Source organism: Streptomyces sp. NPDC004838, assembly GCF_053600955.1.
The window spans coordinates 56,786-80,044 of sequence record NZ_JBSGAW010000004.1; the positions used below are offsets into that span (position 1 = coordinate 56,786).

18 protein-coding genes are annotated in these 23,259 nt (G+C 70.8%); 6 read left to right on the plus strand and 12 right to left on the minus strand.

Annotated features, from left to right (window positions below; translation table 11 throughout):
• The first annotated feature begins 413 nt into the window (after nt 1-413).
• Together ACWEFL_RS06370 and ACWEFL_RS06375 are read left to right on the plus strand one after the other, a co-directional pair.
• Complete coding sequence (locus ACWEFL_RS06370; protein ID WP_451708231.1) at nt 414-1,169, plus strand: hypothetical protein; 756 nt, start codon at nt 414-416, stop codon at nt 1,167-1,169.
• 176 nt (nt 1,170-1,345) lie between these two features.
• The gene (locus ACWEFL_RS06375; protein WP_451708233.1) at nt 1,346-2,035 is read left to right on the plus strand and encodes a class F sortase; all 690 of its coding nucleotides are present in this window, start codon (nt 1,346-1,348) and stop codon (nt 2,033-2,035) included.
• 40 nt (nt 2,036-2,075) lie between these two features.
• On the opposite strand, the gene ACWEFL_RS06380 is transcribed toward ACWEFL_RS06375, so the two are convergent.
• On the minus strand, nt 2,076-2,924 hold the full coding sequence (locus ACWEFL_RS06380) for a putative protein N(5)-glutamine methyltransferase (RefSeq protein ID WP_451708236.1): 849 nt from the start codon (nt 2,922-2,924) through the stop codon (nt 2,076-2,078).
• Nucleotides 2,925-3,444: 520 nt separating this feature from the next.
• The gene (locus ACWEFL_RS06385; protein ID WP_451708239.1) at nt 3,445-4,095 is read right to left on the minus strand and encodes a hypothetical protein; all 651 of its coding nucleotides are present in this window, start codon (nt 4,093-4,095) and stop codon (nt 3,445-3,447) included.
• Between the two features lie 473 nt (nt 4,096-4,568).
• Between ACWEFL_RS06385 and ACWEFL_RS06390 the strand changes: the two genes are divergently transcribed.
• Nucleotides 4,569-6,500 (plus strand): APC family permease, encoded by a 1,932-nt coding sequence (locus ACWEFL_RS06390; RefSeq protein ID WP_451708242.1) that lies wholly within the window; start codon nt 4,569-4,571, stop codon nt 6,498-6,500.
• Between the two features lie 171 nt (nt 6,501-6,671).
• Here ACWEFL_RS06390 and ACWEFL_RS06395 read toward each other — a convergent pair whose 3' ends face one another.
• The 7 genes from ACWEFL_RS06395 to ACWEFL_RS06425 all read right to left on the minus strand — a co-directional run bounded on the left by ACWEFL_RS06395 (nt 6,672) and on the right by ACWEFL_RS06425 (nt 16,238).
• Nucleotides 6,672-7,715 carry an ArsR/SmtB family transcription factor gene (locus tag ACWEFL_RS06395; RefSeq protein ID WP_451708245.1) on the minus strand — a complete coding sequence of 348 codons (1,044 nt, stop codon included), beginning with the start codon at nt 7,713-7,715 and terminating at the stop codon, nt 6,672-6,674.
• A gap of 706 nt (nt 7,716-8,421) precedes the next feature.
• Nucleotides 8,422-11,139, minus strand: a complete 2,718-nt coding sequence (gene ppdK, locus ACWEFL_RS06400) for a pyruvate, phosphate dikinase (RefSeq protein WP_451708247.1) — start codon at nt 11,137-11,139, stop codon at nt 8,422-8,424.
• Between the two features lie 339 nt (nt 11,140-11,478).
• The gene (locus ACWEFL_RS06405; protein ID WP_451708816.1) at nt 11,479-12,162 is read right to left on the minus strand and encodes an HAD family hydrolase; all 684 of its coding nucleotides are present in this window, start codon (nt 12,160-12,162) and stop codon (nt 11,479-11,481) included.
• Nucleotides 12,163-12,185: 23 nt separating this feature from the next.
• Complete coding sequence (locus tag ACWEFL_RS06410) at nt 12,186-13,313, minus strand: ABC transporter ATP-binding protein (protein WP_451708249.1); 1,128 nt, start codon at nt 13,311-13,313, stop codon at nt 12,186-12,188.
• Nucleotides 13,313-14,242 (minus strand): ABC transporter permease, encoded by a 930-nt coding sequence (locus tag ACWEFL_RS06415; RefSeq protein ID WP_451708252.1) that lies wholly within the window; start codon nt 14,240-14,242, stop codon nt 13,313-13,315. Before ACWEFL_RS06415 ends, ACWEFL_RS06410 begins: the two co-directional genes overlap by 1 nt.
• On the minus strand, nt 14,230-15,090 hold the full coding sequence (locus ACWEFL_RS06420) for an ABC transporter permease (RefSeq protein WP_451708255.1): 861 nt from the start codon (nt 15,088-15,090) through the stop codon (nt 14,230-14,232). Before ACWEFL_RS06420 ends, ACWEFL_RS06415 begins: the two co-directional genes overlap by 13 nt.
• On the minus strand, nt 15,090-16,238 hold the full coding sequence (locus ACWEFL_RS06425; protein WP_451708257.1) for an ABC transporter substrate-binding protein: 1,149 nt from the start codon (nt 16,236-16,238) through the stop codon (nt 15,090-15,092). Before ACWEFL_RS06425 ends, ACWEFL_RS06420 begins: the two co-directional genes overlap by 1 nt.
• 709 nt (nt 16,239-16,947) lie before the next feature.
• On the opposite strand from ACWEFL_RS06425, the gene ACWEFL_RS06430 reads away from it, so the two are divergent.
• Together ACWEFL_RS06430 and ACWEFL_RS06435 are read left to right on the plus strand one after the other, a co-directional pair.
• A complete protein-coding gene (locus ACWEFL_RS06430) occupies nt 16,948-17,256 on the plus strand; it encodes a hypothetical protein (RefSeq protein WP_451708260.1) in 309 nt (102 codons plus the stop codon).
• On the plus strand, nt 17,249-18,088 hold the full coding sequence (locus tag ACWEFL_RS06435; protein WP_451708263.1) for a DUF2637 domain-containing protein: 840 nt from the start codon (nt 17,249-17,251) through the stop codon (nt 18,086-18,088). The genes ACWEFL_RS06430 and ACWEFL_RS06435 overlap by 8 nt, the downstream gene beginning before the upstream one ends.
• A 92-nt stretch (nt 18,089-18,180) precedes the next feature.
• Here ACWEFL_RS06435 and dusB read toward each other — a convergent pair whose 3' ends face one another.
• Nucleotides 18,181-19,434, minus strand: coding sequence for a tRNA dihydrouridine synthase DusB (gene dusB, locus ACWEFL_RS06440; RefSeq protein WP_451708265.1), 1,254 nt, complete (start codon nt 19,432-19,434; stop codon nt 18,181-18,183).
• 76 nt (nt 19,435-19,510) lie between these two features.
• Between dusB and ACWEFL_RS06445 the strand changes: the two genes are divergently transcribed.
• Complete coding sequence (locus tag ACWEFL_RS06445; RefSeq protein ID WP_451708268.1) at nt 19,511-20,947, plus strand: MFS transporter; 1,437 nt, start codon at nt 19,511-19,513, stop codon at nt 20,945-20,947.
• 180 nt (nt 20,948-21,127) lie between these two features.
• Here the strand turns inward: ACWEFL_RS06445 and ACWEFL_RS06450 are convergent, their stop codons facing one another.
• Both ACWEFL_RS06450 and ACWEFL_RS06455 read right to left on the minus strand, forming a co-directional pair.
• Nucleotides 21,128-21,322 carry a DUF6243 family protein gene (locus ACWEFL_RS06450; protein WP_451708271.1) on the minus strand — a complete coding sequence of 65 codons (195 nt, stop codon included), beginning with the start codon at nt 21,320-21,322 and terminating at the stop codon, nt 21,128-21,130.
• Between the two features lie 414 nt (nt 21,323-21,736).
• The gene (locus tag ACWEFL_RS06455; protein WP_451708274.1) at nt 21,737-23,122 is read right to left on the minus strand and encodes a glycine--tRNA ligase; all 1,386 of its coding nucleotides are present in this window, start codon (nt 23,120-23,122) and stop codon (nt 21,737-21,739) included.
• Nucleotides 23,123-23,259: the final 137 nt, after the last annotated feature.

Below are 23,259 nucleotides of genomic sequence, written 5' to 3' on the forward strand. Positions count from 1 at the left end.
GCGGCTCTCATCACCGATTCGCAGGGGTTCGCCCCCGTGGCCCGGATCGAGGCGGGCGCGCACTCGGTGGAGTACGCGATCGACCACGTGCTCATGGAGGGGGTCTCGGCCGAGTACGACGCCTGCAATGGGACCGGATCCGAACAGGAGCAGGGCCGGAAGCGGGGCGGGACGTGGGGCCGGATCCGAACCCCGGAGAGACGGCACACCGCACCCGAGCGCCTCGTCACCCGATCGGCGCGCCCTCTCGCGGAAACTCCCATCACGCGACTGACCTGCTAAAACACCGATCCGCCAGTGTCCCGCACCGAGTCGGGGCCATGAGTCTGATGAGGCATCAGCAGGCATGAGCGGCAGCGGCCGCATTACCTCAAAGGAGACACCCCTACCTACCGCGCTCCCGGAGGAACCCCATGCGCACCACCGCCCGCCTGACGACCAGTGCCGCACTGGCAGCCGCCACCCTGGGTCTCGGACTCGGTGCCTCCGCAGCGCACGCCGCCGACCTCAACTCGCTCGACGCCTTCCCCACGACCGCCGGACCGGGCTCGACCATGACCATGAACACCGCCGTATGCGGCGGCGACGGCCAGGCGATAGGCGATGCCCGCCCGCTGAGCGGAGGTGGGCTCCGGCTGTCTTCCGTGACGTACGAGGAGGCGGCGGTCGGCAAGTTCAGGATCCCCCGCGGCACGGAGTCCGGGAGCTACCCCCTCGTGGTGCGCTGCAAGACCGGTGGCCAGTCCGCGTCGGCCAACGTGATCGCGCTGGGTAATCAGTCCACCGAGGACAGGTCCCGTGACGACGAGGGCCGTGACAGGGGCGGATACGGCGGCGACGAACGTGACAAGGGCGGCCACGACGAAGGCCGCGACAAAGGCGGACGAGAAGACGAGCGTGACAGGGGCGGAAACCACGACGAGGGCCGAGACAAGGGCGGATACGGCGGCGACGAACGCGACAAGGGCGGCCACGACGAAGGCCGCGACAAAGGCGGACGAGAAGACGAGGGCCGCAGGGAGCCGCGCGGCCATGTGCGGACCGGTCTCGGCGGCAGCGTGGGCCCCGACACCACACAGATCACGGCGGGTGCGGCCGTACTGGCCGCCACCGCCGTCGGCGGGGCGCTGCTCCTGCGCCGTCGGGCGAGAGACGCGCAGGGCGGCTGACGGACCGGCCGGCCACGACCGGACGGCGTACCCGCCTCGTACCCCGTTCCCGGCAGGCCCCGACCCGCGGGGAACGGGGTACGACGACGCCTCGGCATGACAGCGCCACAGCACGCCTCCCCGCACGCGGGCGCCCGTACACGCACACGCACACCGCAGCCCCGAACGGAGGACCGTTGAACTCCAAGACCCAAGGGTGGTGTCTGACAGCCGCGGCCTGCGTCGGTGTGTGGCTGGTGCAGAACGGCTCGCACCCCATCACCCCGCCCATGCCCTCCGCCGCCCAGGCGTTCGCGGCCGGGCCGCACACGCATACGGACGCCGCCGCCGACCCGCTGCCGCCGTCCCAGCCGCTACGGCTCCGGATCCCCGATCTCCGGGTCGACACGCCTTTGATGGAACTCGGCCTCGACAGTGCGGGCAGTCTGGAGGTCCCGCCCGCCGAGGACCGGAATCTCGCGGGCTGGTACCGGGACGGCGGTGTGCCCGGCAGCAAGGGCACCGCCATCGTCGCCGGCCATGTCGACAACGCCGAAGGCCCTGCGGTCTTCTACCACCTCGGCGCGCTCCACAAGGGCCATCGCATCGAGGTGTCGCGGACCGACGGGCGTACCGCCGTCTTCACGATCGACGCCGTCGAGGTGTACGAGTACAACGACTTCCCGGACAAGAAGGTGTACGGGGCAAAGGACCGCGCCGAGCTACGGGTGATCACCTGCGGCGGCGTGTTCGACGCGAAGTCCGGCTACCGGGGGAATGTGGTGGCCTACGCGCATCTCATCGGCGTACGGAACGCCAAGGACTCCAAGGACTCCAAGGACAACACCAAGGACGCCAAGGACAAGGAGTCCAAGGACTCCGCATAGCGCTGTGCCGAGGCCGCGTCCGCCCGGTGGCCTCGTTCACTCAGGAGCGGGTGCCGATCACGACCGTCGCGTACAGCTCCTCCGAGGTCGCCACCGAGGGGTCCAGGCCGCTCCGCGAGACGATCCCCATGGCCTGGTCCGCCTGCCCTTCGCCCGTCTCGAACAGCAGGGAGCCGCCCGGTGCCAGCCATGCGTACGCTCCGGCCGCGACCCGCCGCAGGACGTCGAGTCCGTCCGCGCCGCCGTCGAGCGCGACGCGTGCCTCGTGAACACGTGCCTCGGCGGGCAGCAGGCCGATCTCCTCGGTCGGTACGTACGGCACATTGGCCAGCAGCACATCGACCCGGCCCCGGAGGCGGGCGGGCAGCGGTTCGTAGAGGTCGCCTTCGTACACCCGCCCTCCGGCCGCTTCCACATTGCGGCGGGCACAGCGCACGGCGGCCGGGTCGATGTCGGCGGCGTGCAGCTCGACCCGGTCCGCGTCCGCGTCCGCGGCCAGGGCCGCGCCGAGCGCGCCGGAGCCGCAGCACAGATCGACGACGACGGCCCCGGCCGGTGCGAGGGCGGCGGCCTGCCGGACGAGGAACTCGGTACGGCGGCGGGGTACGAAGACTCCGGGGTCGACGGCCATGCGAAGGCCGCAGAACTCGGCCCAGCCGAGGACGTGTTCCAGCGGCAGCCCGTAGATCCGCCGGTCCACCATGGCGGCGAGTTCGGCGCGGGAGCGGGCGGCGGAGAGCAGCAGCGCGGCCTCCTCCTCGGCGAAGACACAGCCGGCGGCCCGGAGCCGGGCGGCGATCCCGGCAACCGCGCGAGACGTCGGCGGGGGCGCGGAACCCGGAGTCGGCGCGGGAAGCGCCTGGACGGCAAGCTCCGACGCGGGAAGCACGGGAGCCGGAGCAGGCTCAGATGGCGCGGGACCCGGAGCAATCGCGGGAAGCACGGGAGCCGGAGCAAGCGCGGGGAGAGAGGGAGCCTGAGAAGGAGACGAGGAGGAAACCGACATGAGAGCCTTCCGGGATACCGAAGGGCGCTCTCCGGGTCACCCGAGCCGGTGACCCGGAACGGCCGAAAGGCCATGAGGTGAGAGCACCCGATCTGCCACAGCGGTAATCGGTCTCACCTCCTCGGAGCGATCTCGGCATGGGCCCGGCACGGGTCTGCGGAACCACCTGTGCGGGGACGGTCCACCCTACACTCCGGGGCCTTCACCGGCCCGGCGCGGGCCTCGTCGAGGGCGGCTTCCACGGCGGGAAACAGCCGGGGTCCCCTGCGCGGCACCGGTGCGGGACGCTGCGCGGACGGCACCGGACGCCGTGGTGACCGGTCGCGGCACGGCGGGTGCGCGACTGGCCCGAAACTCCCCGGCGTCCAGACTCCCCGGCGTCCGGAGTCAGCGGAGGCCGGAGTCAGCGGAGGCCGGACGCGTCGAAGACCGCGCGGACCGTGTCCGACTCGATCCGGTCGGAGAGCGCCTGGAGCACCCCGGACCCGGTGCGCAGCAGTCCGCGTTCGCGTGATCTGCGCGCTCCCCTGTCGAGTTCGTGCCAGATCAGCGGGTTCCCGGCGAGGGTGATCGGGTCCACCTCGACGCGCCGTCCGCGTATGTCCCTGAGCACGATCCGCTGGGCGATTCCCTCGCGGCGGGCGACATGGGTGAGCAGCTGAATGCTGACCCGGCGCTCCCCCAGCAGGCCGCGTACCGACAGCCAGTCGTGGCCGACGGAGACGCGGGGCGGATAGAGGACGGCGAAGAGGGTCACGGAGAGGACGCACCAGAGGAAGGAGCGAGGCGCGCTCAGGGCGCTGCCCGCGAAGTCCACGATATGGAGGAGTGCGAGCAGTGAGGCGGCGCAGAAGACGGCGGCCCGCAGATCGTGCAGCCAGCGCCGGTCCTCCGCCAGCACCCGGCCGTCGCCCGTGTCGGCGGCGGAGTCCGGGCGGTAGGGGGCGCTCCAGCGGATCCCCTGGTCCCGGCCTTCCGCGGCACGCCCCGCAGTCCGACGTTCCGCAGGCCCACGCTCCGCCCGCCCCGCGGGGCCGCCTGCCACCCGATCCACGGCTCGCCCCGCTGCACGATCCCCGGCGCGATCCGCTGCACCACTCGTGGAACAGTCCGCGCCGCCGTCTCCTGCCCATCCCACGGCATCGCCCGCCGCACCACTTGCGCCCCCGCCTCCTGCCCGTCCCCCGGCACCGCCCACCGCACCACTCGCGCCTCCGCCGTCGCCTCGGGCCACAGGGCCCACGGCCCCGCCCTCGGCCCCGGAGGAACCGTCCGTACCACCGCACCCTGGGGACCCACCGTCCCGGCTCTCGGATTCCATGCCCGGACGGTAGGCCCACCCGGCGCTCCCGGCCGCCTCCTCCGCCACCCGCTGACGGTTTCCGTACGCCCGGCGTCAATGTCGTGTGAAGACCGGACGCTCCGGCGCAAGGGATGCGACAAGAAGGCCCGTACAGGGAAAAACACGCCCCCACGCTGGGTTGCTGCCCTCATCCCGAGGGCACCCTCCGGGAGGTACCCAGCACGATGACCATTCTCTCCGCACGCTCTGGGTCCTCCGGGCCGTCCGGGGAGGGGGTCGTGCCACCCCCGCGCCCGCCGGGGAGGGCCTCCGGCGACCGGCACCGGCTCACCTCACTCCAGGGACTGGCCGCGCTCTCCCTGGACGCGATGGCCTCGGTGGCGTACGGACCCGAGGCCATCGTTCTCGTACTGGCCACCGCGGGGGCGGTCGGGCTGGGCTTCACCCTGCCCGTCACGCTCGCCATCGCCGCGCTGCTCGTCGTGCTCGTCGCCTCGTACCGCCAGGTCATCGCCGCGTTCCCGAACGGCGGCGGCTCGTACGCGGTCGCCAAGGCGCACCTGGGCCGCCGGACGGCGCTGACCGCGGCGGCCTCGCTGATCCTCGACTACGTGCTGAATGTCGCGGTCTCCGTCACCGCGGGCGTCGCGGCCCTGACCTCCGCTTTCCCTTCTCTGTACGACGACCGGCTGATGCTCTGCCTGGGCGTCCTGGTGCTGGTGACGGGGGTGAATCTGCGGGGGATCGTCGATTCGGCGAAGGCGTTCATCCTCCCGACCGCGGTCTTCGTCGGCTCGATCCTCACCCTGATCGTCGTCGGTCTGTTCCGGAGCTCCCCCGCCTCCACGGAGACCGCCGCCGGTCACGCGTCCGCGCTGGGCGATAGCGCCACCACGGTCGGCGCGCTGCTGCTGCTGAAGGCGTTCGCCTCCGGCTGTTCGGCGCTGACCGGTGTGGAGGCGGTCGCCAACGCCGTCCCCTCGTTCCGTGCCCCGGCCGCGAAGCGGGCCCAGCGCACAGAGGTAGCGCTCGGCTGTCTGCTGGGGGTGATGCTGATCGGGCTGTCGATCCTCATCGGACGCTTTCATCTCCAGCCCGTGGAGGGCGTGACCGTGCTCGCGCAGCTCGCGGACGCCTCGCTCGGCCACAACTGGGGTTTCTACGTCGTTCAGTTCGCGACCGTCGTTCTGCTGGCACTGGCGGCGAACACCTCGTTCGGCGGACTGCCGGTGCTGATGTCGCTGCTGGCCCGCGACAACTATCTCCCGCATCTGTTCCGGCTCAAGGCCGACCGCCAGGTGCACCGCCACGGGGTGCTGGCGCTCGCCGCCGTCGCCGCCCTGCTGCTCGTCTTCTCCGGCGGCGACACCAACACTCTGGTGCCGCTCTTCGCGATCGGCGTCTTCGTCGGCTTCACCATCTGCCAGGCCGGGATGGTGATCCACTGGCGTGGGGCGCGCGCCCCCGGCGGGCGGCGCAGGGCCGCGCTGAACGGGCTCGGGGCCTTACTGACGGGTGTCAGCGCCGTCGTCGTGACCGCCACCAAGTTCACCGAGGGGGCGTGGCTGATCGTGATCGCGCTGCCCGCGCTGGTGCTGCTCTTCGAGTGGGTCCACCGGGCGTACGGAAGGATCGACGAGCGGATCGCCCTGGGCCGGCTCCCCGACGCCCCGCGCCGCGAACGCTCGCTCGTGATCGTGCCCGTATCGCATCTGTCCCGGCTGACCTGCGAGGCGGTGAACGCGGCCGTGTCCCTGGGCGACGAGGTACGGGCCGTGACGGTGACCCACCCCGATGAGGAGGACCGCGACGAGGCGAGGGCCCTCCGCCGGGACTGGGATCAGTGGAATCCGGGCGTGGAACTGGTGGAACTGCACTCGGAGCACCGGACGATAGGGCGGCCGGTGTCGGAGTACGTACGGAAGGTGTACCGGTACCACCCGTCGACGCGGGTCACCGTGCTGATCCCCGAGGTCGAGCCGGAACGACTGTGGCAGCGGATCCTGCAGAACCAGCGTGGGGCGGTGCTGGCGCACGCCGTCCGCCGGGACACGGAGGCGGTGATCTGCCGGCTGCGCTTCCGTCTGACGGACCCGGAGCGGAAGTCCTCCGAACGGAAATCCCCGGAACGGAAGTCCCCGAGGTCCTGGCGGTAACCGTAGTCACGGTGGCCGTCGTCCGGGCTCCAGCCGGGGCCACCGCCATGGCCGGAGCCGGGGCCGGGATTTGACGCACCGGGCCAGACGACCGGGCCCCGGCCCGGCCCGTCACCTCGCCGCGCCGGGCCCATCACCGCGTCACACCGCGTCCGCGGTCGGCGGATCGGGCTACCCCGCCGCCTCCGCGGGCGCGCCGCCCCTCAGCAGGGCCGCGCCCAGCGGCGTCAGCGTGTGCAGTACGGCGTTGCCATGGCGCAGGGTCAGCACCAGACCGGCTTCTCTGAGGACCGCCGCGTGCTGGCTGGCGGACGCCAGCGACACCCCCGCTCTCCGGGCGAGTTCGCTGGTGGTGCAGCCGTGACGGATGGCCTGGAGGACGGCGGAGCGGGTGTGGCCGACGAGCTTGCCGAGGGAGGCGCCGAGCGTGGCGGACGTCTCGCCGAACGCGGGGTCGGGGGCGTGGGCCGCGGGATAGACGAGGACCGGCGGGAGCGACGCGTCCCTGAGCATCACCGGGGTGCCCTGGCAGAAGAACGACGGCTGGAGCAGCAGTCCCCGCCCGTCCAGTCGGAGTTCGCGATCGACGGGATAGTCCGCCTCCAGTACGGGAGCGCGCCAGCGCAGTACGGGAGGGAGCGAACGGAGGAGTTCGGCGGCTCCGCCGTCCAGCAGGGCCCGGCCCCGGACGGCGCGGTCCGCCTCGACCCTCGCCTGGATGTGCGCCCAGTACGGCACGATGGCGGCCTGGTGGTAGCCGCGGAGCACCGAGACGAGCCGGGACAGCGCCTCCTGAGTGCCCTCCGCGAGCCCCGCGAGAGCCGAACGGCCGCCGGGGCGGCCCATGCGTCCCGCGCCGCCTGCACGGCCCGCTGCACGCCCACCTGCACGACCTGCTGAAGCGAGAGTCAGTTCGGAATGTAACCGTTCGGGCGCTGTGGCCCGTATCGCCTCGAGTCCGGGTTCAAGGCCGCCGCTGCTTTGGGGCGGCGTGAGAAAGTCCGGGAAATAGCCTCGGGGCGGCACCAAAGCGGCCAGCAGGTTTGTTTCACCATTCAACCTGGCCCGCGTTTCCGAGCGCCATTCACCGAACATCACCGCACGTCGACGCTCCCTCAATCGGTGAAAACTGAGAATCGTCTCCCACAGCACATCCGGCTTTGTGGCCATTCTCACTCTGGCCAAGTCGTCACCGGTGAAATGGATACGCAGCACCGAACCCCCACTTGTTGCACTCGCAATCGCCCCTACCACTGAGTATGCACATCATCACAACCGGTTACCACGGAGTTTCAGCCAGAGTTGAAATGTCTCGCAGAAGCCGGGGGCGAACCGAAAGGCTGTACGGCGTCGGGCAGGTTCCTTCTGTCTCCGATGGACGTGACGAAGACCGTGGGGGGCTTTGCACGTTCGGCGGCGGGTGACAGAGGGTGCGGCTCCCTGTCCGGCCGGGGTAATGGGGCGCGGCCCGTGGATGGGGATCCACCGGCCGCGCCCCGTCCGCTGTTTACCGAGCGGTCGGCAGAAAACCCACAGGAACCACAGGAATCACAGGGGCGACAGAGGCGACAGGGAGTAAGGGAAGACCGCTGAAGGCGCCAACGACGAAAATCGAAGATGTGATGTGAAGCACTGACGTTCGGAGAAGCCGCGTAAACAAGCGGAAGGGGCGGGTGCCCCGCACAGGCGCCCGCCCCTCCGCTTTCCCCGCTCCGGAGCCGCTGCGGGCCGTTGAGGGTCCGGTACGGACCACCCGGCGCTCCGGTGTTCATCAGTGCTCTCCCACGCCCCTCCGTGGCTTCAGCGCGTCCCTCCGTGAGTACGGGGAGCCCGTCGGCACGGGGAGAACCCGACGGGAGGACCGTCGGGGAGAATCCGGCGGGAGGACCGTCAGCCGGACGGCCCTCCCCCGAAGACGCCGTCAGCGGGAGTCGCTGCCCTTCGACTCCGCCGCCGCCCGACCGGCCTCCAGCCGCGCCACCGGGATCCGGAACGGCGAGCAGGAGACGTAGTCGAGACCCGCCTCATGGAAGAAGTGGACCGACTCCGGATCGCCGCCGTGCTCACCGCAGACGCCGAGCTTCAGATCCGGGCGGGTGGCCCGGCCGGCCTCGGCCGCGCTCCGGACGAGTGCGCCGACCCCGTCCTTGTCGATGGTCTCGAACGGCGAGACCCCGAAGATGCCCTTCTCGAGGTAGGCCGTGAAGAACGAGGCTTCCACGTCGTCGCGGGAGAAGCCCCACACGGTCTGGGTGAGGTCGTTGGTGCCGAAGCTGAAGAACTCGGCGGCCTCGGCGATCTGCCCGGCCGTCAGCGCGGCGCGCGGCAGCTCGATCATCGTGCCGAGCGCGAGCTTCAGTTCCACGCCGGTGGCCGCCTCGACCTCGGCGATGACCTGCTCGGCCTCGTCCCGGACGATCTCCAGCTCCTGGACGGTACCGACCAGGGGGATCATGATCTCGGCGCGCGGGTCGCCCTTGGCGTCCTTGCGGGCGGCGGCGGCCTCGGCGATCGCCCGTACCTGCATGGTGAACAGACCGGGGATGACCAGTCCGAGCCGTACCCCGCGCAGACCCAGCATCGGGTTCTGCTCGTGCAGCCGGTGGACGGCCTGGAGGAGGCGCAGATCGTTCTCGTTGTGGTCCTTGCGGGACTCGGCGAGCGCGACGCGTACGGACAGCTCGGTGATGTCGGGCAGGAACTCGTGCAGCGGCGGGTCGAGCAGCCGGACCGTCACCGGGAGGCCGTCCATCGCCTCGAACAGCTCGATGAAGTCCTTCTTCTGGAGCGGCAGGAGCTCGTCGAGAGCGGTCGCGCGCTCGTCGTCGGTGTCGGCGAGGATCAGCTTCTCGACCATCTCGCGGCGCTCGCCGAGGAACATGTGCTCGGTGCGGCAGAGGCCGATGCCCTGGGCGCCGAACCGGCGGGCGCGCAGGGCGTCCTCGGCGTTGTCGGCGTTGGCCCGCACGCGCAGCCTCCGCACCCGGTCCGCGTACGCCATGATCCGGTGCACGGCGGCGACCAGTTCGTCGGCGTCGTCGGCTCCGGCGTGCATCCGGCCCTCGAAGTACTCGACGACCGGCGACGGCACGACCGGGACCTCGCCCCGGTAGACCTTGCCGGTGGAGCCGTCGATGGAGACGACGTCGCCCTCCTCGACGACGGTGCCGTTGACGGTCATCCGCCGGCGCTTGGTGTCGACTTCGAGGTCCTCGGCGCCGCAGACACAGGTCTTGCCCATGCCGCGGGCGACGACGGCGGCGTGCGAGGTCTTGCCGCCGCGGGAGGTCAGGATGCCCTCGGCGGCGATCATTCCGTCGAGGTCGTCGGGGTTGGTCTCGCGGCGGATGAGAATGACCTTCTCACCGGAGCGCGACCACTTGATCGCCGTGTACGAGTCGAACACGGCCTTGCCGACGGCCGCGCCGGGCGAGGCGGCGATGCCCCGGCCGAGGAGTTCGACCTTGGCGTCCTCGTCGAAGCGCGGGAACATCAGCTGCGCGAGCTGGGCGCCGGTGACGCGCTGGAGCGCCTCGGCCTCGTCGATCAGCCCCTGGTCGACGAGCTGGGTGGCGATGCGGAAGGCGGCTCCGGCGGTCCGCTTGCCGACGCGGGTCTGGAGCATCCACAGCTGGCCGCGCTCGATGGTGAACTCGATGTCGCAGAGGTCGAGGTAGTGGCGCTCCAGCTTCTCCATGATCGCCATGAGCTGGTCGTACGACGTCTTGTCGATCTTCTCCAGATCGGCGAGCGGCACGGTGTTGCGGATGCCCGCGACGACGTCCTCGCCCTGCGCGTTCTGGAGGTAGTCGCCGTAGACGCCCTGCTGGCCGCTGGCCGGGTCGCGGGTGAAGGCGACGCCGGTGCCGGAGTCGGGGCCGAGGTTGCCGAAGACCATGGAGCAGACGTTGACCGCCGTGCCGAGGTCGTTGGGGATGCGCTCCTGGCGGCGGTAGAGCTTGGCGCGGTCGCCGTTCCACGAGTCGAAGACCGCCTTGATGGCCAGGTCCATCTGCTCGCGCGGGTCCTGCGGGAAGTCGCGTCCGGCCGCGGACTTGACGATCTTCTTGAAGTGCTTGACCAGCTTCTTCAGATCGCCGGCGTCGAGGTCGGTGTCGACGGTGACCTTCTTGGCGGCCTTCGCCTCCTCCAGCGCCTCCTCGAAGAGATCGCCGTCGACGCCGAGGACGGTCCTGCCGAACATCTGGATCAGCCGGCGGTAGGAGTCCCAGGCGAAGCGCTCGTCACCGGACTGCTGGGCGAGCCCGGCCACGGACTCGTCGGAGAGGCCGATGTTGAGGACGGTGTCCATCATGCCGGGCATGGAGAACTTGGCGCCCGAGCGTACGGATACGAGCAGAGGGTCGCCGGGCTGGCCGAGCTTCTTGCCCATCGTCTGCTCAAGGGCGTCGAGGTGCGCACTCACCTCGGCCCGGAGGGCGGGAGGTTCGAAACCGCTGTCGAGGTAGACCTTGCACGCCTCGGTGGTGATCGTGAAGCCCGGAGGGACGGGCAGACCGAGATTGGTCATCTCGGCGAGGTTGGCGCCCTTGCCGCCGAGCAGATCCTTGAGATCCCTATTGCCCTCGGTGAAGTCGTAAACGAACTTCTGATCCTGGTGATCTTTGTTTTCCGACACGGCTCTCGACTCCCGAGGCTCGGTACTGCCCTGACGGCGAGGAACATACCCAGATCAAAGGCCCCTGGGTACGCCCACTTGGACGTCATGGGGACGTAACCACTCGTCCGCCACCGGATCGAAAGTTAACTGGTGAGTAGTCAGCAGTTTGGGGTTCCTTCACTACCTGAAGCCATCACCACTCAACGCAGTCGATTCCACCAAAATACTCCACAGAGCGTATCGATTCACCTGATCCAATGAACACGTGACGAGTGGCACTGCGTGCCACTCGTCCGAAAAGTGCAGTCGGCTCCAAAACGCTCATCTGAGCGCAACCCTTATCAGGGGTGGTGAGAATCACGCGGTCGGAGAGCGGCCCGTTCCATCATCCGGACCACCGGAACACGGCTGAGACCCAGGCGTTACACAGCCGGCCAGCACATCGAGGTCCACCTCCACCAGGCTCCGGGCGAAGAAGCGGCCCTCCGCCTCGGGCACCGGCAGCAACGACGGCACCACCAGCACCGGAGCCCCCGCGGCCTGCGCCGATGCGGCGCCGTCCGGCGAATCCTCCACCGCGACGCAGACTCCGGGCCCGACCCCGAACCGCTCGGCCGCCGCCCGGTAGGGATCGGGGTGCGGTTTGGTCCGTACGGTGTCGTCCGCCGACAGCGTGAAGGCAAACGGAACCTCCGCCAGCGCGCCGCGGACCACCGAGTCCACGATGACCCGCGGCGAGGCGCTGACCAGGGCGAACGGCACTCCGTGCCGATCCAGCGCGGTCAGCAGCCGCTCCGCGCCGGGCCGCAGCGGGGCCCCGGCCAGGATCCTCCGGTGGAAGGCGTCGGTGAGCGCGGTCGCGATCGCGCCGGGGGCCGTCTCCGCGCCGGAGACCCTGCTCAGATGAGCGGCCGTATCGGGCACGGCCCGGCCGACGACCTCGGGCGCGTCCGCCTCCGTCAGCCGGTGGCCGGCCGCCGCGGCGACCTCCTCGGCCGCCTCCCACCACAGCACCTCGGTGTCGACGAGGGTCCCGTCCATGTCGAACAGGACGGCCGCCGGCCTCACCTCGTCACCGGGACGACCAGGACCGGACGCCGCGCCAGTGAGACCCTCGCCCGTACGCCGGGGGCCAGCGCGCCCGCGTCCCGCGAGGCGAGGTCCGCCTTGACCGTGCCGCCGCCGTCCCGGTCGAGCAGCACCCGGGTGACCGAGCCGAGGAACGACGCGGAGACGACCGTAGCGTCGCCCTCGGCGTCCGGTGCGACGGTGACGTTCTCGGGCCGTACGAGGACCTCGACCTCGCCCGTGCCGGCCGGGATCTCCCCGTCGACCGGGAGGGAGACGCCCGCGACCTCCACCAGCGAGGAGCCGGTCATCCGGCCGGGCAGCCGGTTCATCGTGCCGACGAACTCGGCGACGAACGCCGTCGCGGGCCGTTCGTACAGCTCGGCGGGGGCCGCGCACTGTTCGAGCCGCCCCGCGTTCAGGACGGCGACGCGGTCCGCCATGGACAGGGCCTCCTCCTGGTCGTGGGTGACGAAGATGGTGGTGATGCCGAGGGTGAGCTGAAGGCGGCGGATCTCCTCCCGGAGGCTGAGCCGCACCTTGGCGTCCAGCGCGGAGAGCGGCTCGTCCAGGAGCAGCACCCGCGGCTCCAGCGCCAGCGCGCGGGCGAGCGCCACGCGCTGCTGCTGGCCGCCCGACATCTGATGGGGGTAGCGGGAGCCGTGCTCGGGCAGGCCGACCAGGGCGAGCAGTTCGGCGGCCCGCGCCACGCGCCGCGCGGCCGGAACCTTCCGTACCCGCATCCCGAAAGCGACGTTGTCGCGGGCGGTGAGATTGGGGAAGAGGCTGTACGACTGGAAGACCATGCCCGCGTCACGGCGGTTGGCCGGCACGCGGGTGATGTCCTCCCCGTCGACCAGGACTTCGCCCGCGTCGGGGTGCTCGAATCCGGCGACCACGCGCAGGGCGGTGGTCTTGCCGCAGCCCGACGGGCCCAGCAGAGCGAGCAGTTCGCCCGGCTCCGCGGTGAGGTCCAGCCCGTCGAGGGCGACGGTGTCGCCGAAGGCGCGGCGCAGCCCGCGGAACTCGACGCGCGCGCCCTCCTCGCCCGGAATCGCCGGAGCGGCGGGACGGTCCGCCGTCCGCCGTGCCTTGCGGGTCTTGGGGGCCATGGCCGTGGACATCAGGACTCCTTGCCGGAGACGGAGGGGGCTCTGCCCGCGCGGGACAGCAGGAGGAGCAGCGCCCAGGTGATCAGCAGGCTGAGGATGGAGACGGCGACCGACATCCGGGCCTGCGATCCGGAGACGCTGACGATCCACACCGCGAAGGGCTGGAACCCGGAGAGCGCGGCGATGGTGAACTCGCCGAGCACCAGGGCCAGGGTGAGGAACGCGGCCCCGGCGATCGAGGTCCGCAGATTGGGCAGCAGGACCCGTCCGATGACGTACGGCCAGCTCGCACCGCAGTTGCGGGCGGCCTCGGACAGCGTCGGCACGTCGATGGCGCGCAGGCCCGCGTCCAGTGAGCGGTAGACGAACGGGAGCGCCAGCACGGTGTAGGCGAAGACGAGGACGAGCGGAAAGCTCTCGTTCTGGATCGCCAGGAACGTCCGGTACAGCGGGGTGCGGGACAGGTGCTCCGGTCCCCAGCGCAGTACCGTGCTGATGCCGGTGACCAGGGCGATGGGCGGTACGACGAGCGGCAGCATGCACACCACCTCGACCACGGACCGCAGCCGGGGCGCGCCGAGGCGCACGGCGACCAGCGCGGGGACCGCGAGGAGCAGGACGAGCCCGATGGTGGCGGCGGCGAGGCCGAGGGAGAGCAGCAGGCTGTCGAGGAAGCCCTCGGCGCCGAGGATTTCGGTGTACGCCTCGAAGGAGAGGCCCTGGCCGGGTGTGTGCACGGTGAAGACGAACGACGCGAGGAGCGGGACGAGGAAGTACAGCCCGGCGAGAGTGAGCACGAGCCCGCGCCAGACGCGTACTCGTGAGCGTGCCCCGGCCGGTGGGGCGGACCCGACGGCCGGTGATCCCGCCGGGGCCCCTCTCAGGGAGTCCGTCGGGGAGTCCGTCGGGGAGTCCGTCGGGGCATCGGTCAGCGCAGCCATCGGGCACTCCGTCGCTGAAGGGGCAGATAGACGGCCATGACCAGTCCGGCGATCATGATCATGTCGAGGCCGAGGGCGAGGGCGACGTTCTCCTGGCCGACCAACACATTGCCCGCGAGCGCGTCGGCGATCTTCAGGGTGACCAGCGGTACGGAGCCGCCGACCAGGGCGGCGGCGGTGGCGTGGGCGGCGAAGGCGCTGCCGAAGAGAAGCACGAACCCGCCGAGGAGCGAGGGCGCGAGGACGGGCAGCCCGACGAAGCGCCAGTACTGCCGGACGCCGGCCCCGGTGTTCTGCGCGGCCTCCCGCCACTGGGGCCGCAGTCCGTCGAGCGCCGGGACGATCGTGATCACCATCAGCGGGGTGAGGAAGTACAGATAGACGACGGTGAGCCCGGTGAAGGAGTACAGATTCCAGCCGAGGCTCTCCAGATCGGCGAGCCGGGTCAGTACGCCGGAGATGCCCGCGGTCGCGATGAACGCGAACGCCAGCGGCACTCCGCCGAAGTTGGCGAGCACCCCGGACGCGGTGAGCGTGGCGTCGCGCAGCCACCGCACCCGCGAGGTGACGACGGCCTGCGCGATGAGCAGCCCGGCGAGGGAGCCGATGAGCGCGGTGAGGGCGGCGAGCCGGACACTGCCGACGAGGGAGCCCAGATAGGGGCCCTGGAGCGAGCGCTGGACGTGCGCGCCGGTCAGGCCGCCGGAGTCGGTCACCGCGCCGTGGACCAGGGCTCCGAGCGGGAGGCCGAAGCACAGTCCCGCGAAGAGGAGGAGCGGGAGGGCCGCGAGCCAGGTCCGTGACCGCGACCCGCGGCGCGCTCCGGCCGCCCGAACGGACAGTGCCATCAGGAGAGTGCCTTGTCCCAGTTCTGCGCGAGGGTCTCCTTGGCCTGGTCCATCTCGGCGTCGGACGGGAACGCCGGGGTTCCCTCGACCTTGGGGAGCTTGGTGACGAACTCCTTGTCGACCGTGCCCTCCTCGGTCATGACGGGCAGCAGCACGGGCCGGGCGTAGCCCTTGAGCCAGAGGTTCTGGCCCTCGGGGCTGTAGAGGAACTCCATCCACAGCCGGGCGGCGGCCGGGTGCGGCGCGTCCTTGTTGATGGCCTGCGAGTAGTACTGGGCGTAGACGCCGTCGCTGGGGATGGCGACCTTCCAGTCGACGCCCTTCCCGCGGAACTCGTCCGCGTAACCGGCGTTGAGGTAGTCCCAGTCGATGGAGATGGGCGTCTCGCCCTTCTCGACCGTGGCCGGGGTGGACTCGACCGGGATGAAGTTGCCGGACTTGCGCAGCTTGGCGAAGTAGTCGATGCCCGGCTGGACGTCGCCGAACGAGCCGCCGTTGGCGAGCGCCGCCGCGTACACGCCGCCGAAGGCGGAACCGGACTTGGTGGGGTTGCCGTTGAGGGCGACCTTGCCCTTGTACTCGGGCTTGAGCAGATCGGCGAAGGTCTGGGGGCAGGTCTTGATCCGCTTGGCGTCGCAGCCGATGGAGACATAGCCGCCGTAGTCGTTGAACCAGGTGCCCTTCGGGTCCTTCTGATCCGCGGGGATCTTGTCGAACGCCTCGACCTTGTACGGGGCGAAGAGCCCTTCGGCCGCGCCGCTGCGGGCGAAGGCGATACCGAGGTCGAGGGTGTCGGGGGCGCGCTTCTGGCCCTTGCGGGCCTTCACGGCGGCGATCTCGTCGGCGCTGGAGGCGTCGGGGTTCTCGTTGTTGATCTTGATCTTGTACTTGGCCTGGAACGCCTCGATGATCTCGCCGTAGTTCGCCCAGTCGGTCGGCACGGCGATGATGTTCAGCTCCCCCTCCTTCTCGGCGGCCTCGACGAGTCCTTCCATCCCGCCGAAGTCGGCGGCGGAGGTGCTGGAGACCGCCGCCACCTTGGCGTCGCTCGTGGTCTCGGCCTCGGGGGCGGCGCCACAGGCCGTGAGGGAGGTGAGCGCGACGGCGCCGAGCAGGGCGGTCGCGCCGAAGCGGGAAGGTATGGACACGGTCTCTCCCGGAGACGAGGGTGCGAGCGGTCGGAGCACTTGTCTGGACAAGCCGAGTTCAGTTCGCCCGTTCGAACTTTCCTGACCGTGAACACCGCATGGCCGGAGCGGATCCTTCGCCGGAAGAGCTGAATGCCCCTTTCTCCCGATTGACTCCGCTTACGTCGGCGCTTGGCCGTGGCCCTTCGGGGCCTGTCGGACGGATCCTCGGGGTCCTGCCGGATCGCCCCGTGGAAGCCTTGCCGGAGGGATCGGGCCGGATCGGCGGGCAGGCTCCGGCGCGCCGACCGGCCGGACGTCCGGCGCGGGAGTCCGGCACGGGAGTCCGCCGCCTCGGCGGCACCCGTCGGGCACCGCGGCGGACCCCCGATCGAGTGAACGGACGACCGGCGCACGGCGCGTCGCGTGACGCCCGGCATGAACGACTCCACGGCGACGGCCCCCTCGCCCGGCCGCGCGGTCGGGCCCGCACGGGATGTGTCCGAGCTCCGGCCCACGGCTCGGCGGCCCGCCCCGCCCGGACGGCCCACGGTCCCGGAAGGCGCTCCTCGCCGCCGCCCCACGGGGAGCCACAGGCTCGGCCGGGCACTCCCGCACCGCCGCATGCGTATGGGGAACCGATAAAACGCCCGGAGAAATCATCCATCTGCCACACACGGTCATCCGGATGCCGCGCATCCGGAGCAATGCTCCCGGCGTTGGATGGAATATGACTAATGCACATGCGCGGACGGTGTCCGCGAGCGGCACGATCTCCGCCGACCGTCGCGGCGGCACCCCCGTGACCCGGCTGGGCGAGTGGACCTTCACACCGGCCTCGGCCTCCTTCGGCCCAAGGCCGGGAGCCCTCCTCCAGCAGGATGGCATGCGCGTCGACCTACGGTACTCGTCCTGCGCCCTGGAGGAGTTCGTGACGGCGATGGCCCGCATCCAGACCGAGTTCTCGCGTCTCGCGGACACGGCGGAACGGCACCCGGGATTCCGGGGCGAGCAGATCAGGCCGAGCCTCCATGTATGACCCGCACGGCTGGCAGAGCGGCCCCGGGCCGACGGACCCGAGCACCTCCGCCCTCTGGGCGGACCCGGAGCCCGTATTCCCACAGGGCTCGATCCCCCGGCAGCCGTTACCCCCGCTCAGCCCTCTGGACCCGTACTGGGATCCGGCGGAGGAACTGGCCTACCTCCTGCAGGACTCCCTGATGAGGGCGCCGGAGCGGCCCGCCGCTCCCCCCGCTCCCCCTGATCCGCCGGACACGGCGCCCACCGTCGACGACTCGCTCGAGGACCCGTCGCGTACCACCGTCGAACTGCCGGCGCTGCACCGCCCGAGACGGTCCGGACACCGCCGCACACCCTCGCGAAAACCCGCGATGAAGCCACTGCAGACGATCAGCTTCCTCATCGCCGCGGTCGCCGCCGTCATCGTCTCCATGGTCAGCGTCTTCGGCGGCATGGTCACCTACGACCCCCTCCGCCACATCGCCGCACCGCGCACCGCCGCCGACGCCGTCGCCTGGTGGCCCCTGCTGGTCTACGGCCCCTGGCTGGTCGCCTCCCTCTCCGTCCTGCGCGCGGCGCTCCACCAGCGCCGCGCGGTGCACTCCTGGTCCGTCGTCCTGCTCTTCTCGGCCGTCTCGGTACTCCTGTGCGTCGCCCAGGCCCCCGGCACGCACCTCGACGCGGCCATCGCCGCGCTGCCCTCCATCGCCGCGCTGGCCTGTTTCCAGCAACTCATCCGCCAGATCACCCTGACCCGGCCCCCGCGCCAGCCCACCCCCCGCCACCGCACCTCCGCGTCCCCCACGGCCGCGTCCGGCCGGAAGAAACAGAGCAGAACGCAGCCGAAGTGATCCGCGGGGGCGGGCGGCACGGAACCCGGCCGGGCCACCCGCCCCCGCACGAAGGGCGCGCGGACGACCGACGAGATCCATCAGAAGCGACCTCAGCCCCCGGACGTGTCCAGCTCCGCGTCCGCGCCGACCCCGGCGCAGTCGTACGGGTCCTTGAGCCAGCCGTCCGGAAGGACGACCCTGTTGTTGCCCGACGTACGGCCACGGGGCCCGTCCGCGCCCACCGGCCAGGGCTGGTCCAGCTCCAGCAGACCGAGTTGTTCGTCCAGCTCCGCCAGGGACGAGGTGACCGCCAGCCGCTTGCGCATCTCGGAGCCGACGGAGAAGCCCTTGAGGTACCAGGCGACGTGCTTGCGGAAGTCGATGACACCGCGCGACTCGTCGCCGATCCACTCACCGAGCAGTTCCGCGTGCCGCCGCATGACCGCCGCGACCTGCCGCAGGGTCGGCGCGAAGGCGTCCCCCGTCCCCTCGAACGCCGCGACCAGATCACCGAAGAGCCAGGGCCGCCCCAGACAGCCGCGCCCCACGACCACTCCGTCGCAGCCGGTCTCCCGGATCATCCGAAGGGCGTCGTCAGCGGACCAGATGTCGCCGTTGCCGAGGACGGGGATCTCGGGGACGTGCTCCTTCAGCCGGGCGATCGCGTCCCAGTCGGCCGTGCCGCCGTAGTGCTGCGCCGCCGTCCGGCCGTGGAGGGCGATCGCCGTCACACCCTCCTCGGCCGCGATCCGGCCCGCGTCGAGATAGGTGATGTGATCGTCGTCGATGCCCTTGCGCATCTTCATGGTGACCGGCAGCGCGCCCGCGTTGGTCACCGCCTCGTGGAGGATCGCCCGCAGCAGCGGCCGCTTGTACGGGAGGGCGGAGCCACCGCCCTTCCGGGTCACCTTCGGGACCGGGCAGCCGAAGTTCAGGTCGATGTGATCGGCGAGGTCCTCGTCCACGATCATGCGGACCGCCTTGCCGACGGTCACCGGGTCGACTCCGTACAGCTGGATCGAGCGGGGCGTCTCGGCCGCGTCGAAGTGGATGAGCTGCATCGTCTTCTCATTGCGCTCGACCAGCGCCCGCGTCGTGATCATCTCGCTCACGAAGAGCCCCTTGCCGGCGGCGGCCGACCCCTCCGCGGGGCGGCTCCCGTCACTCCCGGCACCGCCGAAGCTCCCGATGCCCCCGGCGGCCCCGGCGCCCCCGAAGCTCCCGGTGCCCTCCGCGAATTCGCGGCAGAGCGTGCGGAACGGCGCGTTCGTGATGCCTGCCATCGGCGCGAGCACCACCGGCGGGCGCACGGCGTGCGGGCCGATGGAGAGCGTCGAGGCGGCGGACGGGGCGAGCGTGGTCATGGACCCATTGTCACGTATGGCGGCATGACCCCTGCGTCGCGCGGGCAGTTTGACTGGTTGGCCGTACTGTCCACGCATGGCCGAGCTCTCTCCCCGACGGCGGATGCTCGTGCTGGCGATCTGCTGTATGAGCCTGCTGATCGTCAGCCTCGACAACACCATTCTCAATGTGGCGCTGCCCTCCATGGGCCGGGAGCTGAACGCCTCCGTCACCGGACTGCAGTGGACGATCGACGCGTACACCCTCGTCCTCGCCTCCCTCCTGATGCTCGCCGGTTCCACGGCGGACCGGATCGGCAGACGCAAGGTGTTCCTGGCCGGGCTGGCGGTGTTCACCCTCGGCTCCCTGCTCTGCTCCCTCGCGCCCACGCTGGAGCTGCTGGTCGTCTTCCGGATGGTCCAGGCCGTCGGCGGCTCCATGCTCAATCCCGTCGCGATGTCGATCATCGCCAACACCTTCACCGACCCCGCCGAGCGTGCCCGCGCGATCGGGGTGTGGGGCGGTGTCGTGGGGATCTCCATGGCCGCGGGACCGCTCGTCGGCGGACTGCTCGTGGACTCGGTCGGCTGGCGGTCCATCTTCTGGGTCAATCTGCCGGTGGGACTCGCCGCGCTGGCGCTGACCTGGCGGTACGTTCCGGAGTCGCGCGCCCCGAGACCCCGGCGGGCCGACCCCGTGGGCCAGCTCCTGATCATGGCGCTGCTCGGCTCGCTCACCTACGCGATCATCGAGACGGAGCTGGTCTTCACCCTGATCGCGGTGTTCGCCCTGGTGGGAGTGGTGCTGTACGAGCCGAGGCGGCGCGAGCCCCTGATCGATCTCCGGTTCTTCCGGAGCGTGCCCTTCAGCGGGGCGACGGTGATCGCGGTGTCGGCGTTCGCCGCGCTCGGCGGATTCCTCTTCCTCAATACGCTCTATCTCCAGGACGCCCGCGGCCTGTCGGCCCTGCACGCCGGGCTCTACATGCTGCCGATGGCGGGGATGACGTTCATCAGCGCGCCCCTGTCGGGGCGACTGGTCGGCAGCCGGGGCCCGCGGCTGCCGCTGCTCATCGCCGGGACGACGATGGCGGCGTGCGGGGTGATGTTCGCGGCGTTCGAGGCGGAGTCGTCGAACGTGGCGCTCTTCACCGGCTACGTCCTGTTCGGCATCGGCTTCGGCATGGTGAACACGCCCATCACCAATACGGCGGTCTCCGGCATGCCCCGCGCCCAGGCGGGGGTCGCGGCGGCCGTCGCCTCCACGAGCCGGCAGGTCGGACAGACCCTCGGCGTCGCGGTCATCGGCGCGGTCCTCGCGGCCGGCGTCACGCTGGGGGCCGCGTCCGCCCCCGACTTCGTCGAGGCGAGCCGCCCGGCGTGGTGGATCATCGCGGGCTGCGGACTGTCCATCCTGGTGGTCGGGGCGCTGACGAGCGGCCCCTGGGCCCAGTCGACGGCCCTGCGGTGCGCAAAGCGGCTGGAGGAGCCGGACGGGCGAGAGCCGGTCCCGGACTGTGGCAGCCGCCCCTGACGGGGGGCACGGGGCCGAGGAGCGGCAACCCGGAGAACTGGTGTACTGGTGCACCGCTCGGCCCGTTCATCGCGCGAGCCCCGGACCGCCCTGCTACAGGCGGTCCGGGGCTCGGCGTCCGGCTGGTCGCTCGCCGGCCGGTGCTCGCCCGACCGGGGCGCGCGTCAGCCGGTCAGCGGGTCAGTCGCTCTGGGACGACGGCGCCTGGGCGCCGCCCTGCGCGCGCTCGCGCATCTTGCGCAGCAGCTCCGCCTTCTGGTCGGCGGCGGCCTTCCGGTCGGCGTTGCGCGCCGGTCCGTTGCCCTGCTGGTCGGCGCGGGACAGCTTCTTGCGCTGTCCGCCCACGCCGAGGAGGTTGTTACGGCTCTTGGCCACGGGGTTCTCCCATCGTGGTGAGAAGTGACTGCGGAATCGTCAGATGGGGGCGGATGTCATCCGCCGCGCTCTCACTCGTAAATCTGGAAGAACGAGTACATGGGGTGGACGTTACCCCGAACGCGTGCCCGTGACACACGATTTTTCCGCCCCGACCCGTGTGACGTGGGCTGATCGCCCGTCCTCGCTTCAGACGCCGGGGTTCGGGTCCACCGTGGCCGGATGCGCCTGTCGCCGAGGGCGGGACGGGTGCGAGACCCGTCAAGACGGCCGGAGGCCGGCCGGGCTCCCATGCCCGGCCGGCCTCCACACATCCGTACAGCCGATGATCCGTACAGCCGGTGATCCGTGCGCACCGCGATGTGCGTACGCCCGCGGGCCACCGCACCGCCCGTTGCGAACGACGGACCGGTGTCAGCAGCCGAGGAGACGGCCGCCGAGGTACGCCTGGATCTGGTCCAGCGAGACGCGCTCCTGCTTCATGGTGTCGCGCTCGCGCACGGTCACCGCGTTGTCGTCGAGGGTGTCGAAGTCGACGGTGACGCAGAACGGGGTGCCGATCTCGTCCTGGCGGCGGTAGCGGCGGCCGATCGCGCCCGCGTCGTCGAACTCGATGTTCCAGTTCTGGCGCAGGTCCGCGGCGAGCCCCTTGGCCTTCGGCGAGAGCTGCGGGTTGCGGGAGAGCGGCAGCACGGCGACCTTGACCGGCGCGAGGCGCGGGTCGAGCCGCATCACCGTGCGCTTCTCCATGACGCCCTTGGCGTTGGGGGCCTCGTCCTCGTTGTACGCGTCGAGGAGGAAGGCCAGCATCGCGCGGCCGACACCGGCCGCGGGCTCGATGACGTACGGGGTCCAGCGCTCGCCGGCCTCCTGGTCGAAGTACGACAGGTCGTGGCCGGACGCCTTGGAGTGCGCCGAGAGGTCGAAGTCGGTGCGGTTGGCGACGCCCTCCAGCTCACCCCACTCGCTGCCGCCGAACTGGAAGCGGTACTCGATGTCGGCGGTGCGCTTGGAGTAGTGGGAGAGCTTCTCCTTCGGGTGGTCGTACCAGCGCATGTTCTCCTCGCGCAGGCCGAGGCCGGTGTACCACTCCCAGCGCTGGTCCATCCAGTACTGCTGCCACTGCTCGTCCTCGCCGGGCTTGACGAAGAACTCCATCTCCATCTGCTCGAACTCGCGGGTCCGGAAGATGAAGTTGCCGGGCGTGATCTCGTTGCGGAACGACTTGCCCATCTGCGCGATGCCGAACGGCGGCTTCTTGCGCGAGGTCTGCTGCACCTGGGCGAAGTTGGTGAAGATGCCCTGTGCGGTCTCGGGCCGCAGATACGCGACGGAGCCGGAGTCCTGGGTGGGGCCGAGGTGGGTGGCGAGCAGCCCGGAGAACTGCTTGGGGTCGGTGAAGGCGCCCTTGTTGCCGCAGTTGGGGCAGTTGATGTCCGCCAGGCCGTTCTCGGGGGACCGGCCGCCGTGCTTGTCCTCGTACGCCTCGATGAGGTGGTCGGCGCGGTAGCGCTTGTGACAGGAGGTGCACTCGGTCAGCGGGTCGGAGAAGGTGGCGACGTGGCCGGACGCCTCCCAGACCTCGGTGGCCAGGATGACCGACGAGTCGATGCCGACGACGTCCTCACGCGAGGTGACCATGTACCGCCACCACTGACGCTTCAGGTTCTCCTTCAGCTCGACGCCCAGCGGTCCGTAGTCCCAGGCGGCGCGCTGACCACCGTAGATCTCGCTGCAGGGGTAGACGAAGCCACGGCGCTTGCTCAGGTTGACGATCGTATCGATCTTGTCGGCGGCCACGGTGCTCTCTTCATTGACGACGACGGCTTAAGGCGAATGCTTCAGATTACCGGCGGGCGCACCCCCTGGATCAAATCGGTGGCCGTCCCGGTGGGCGCGAGCGCCGAGGAGAGCCGCCCATCCCCTCTTGTTGACAA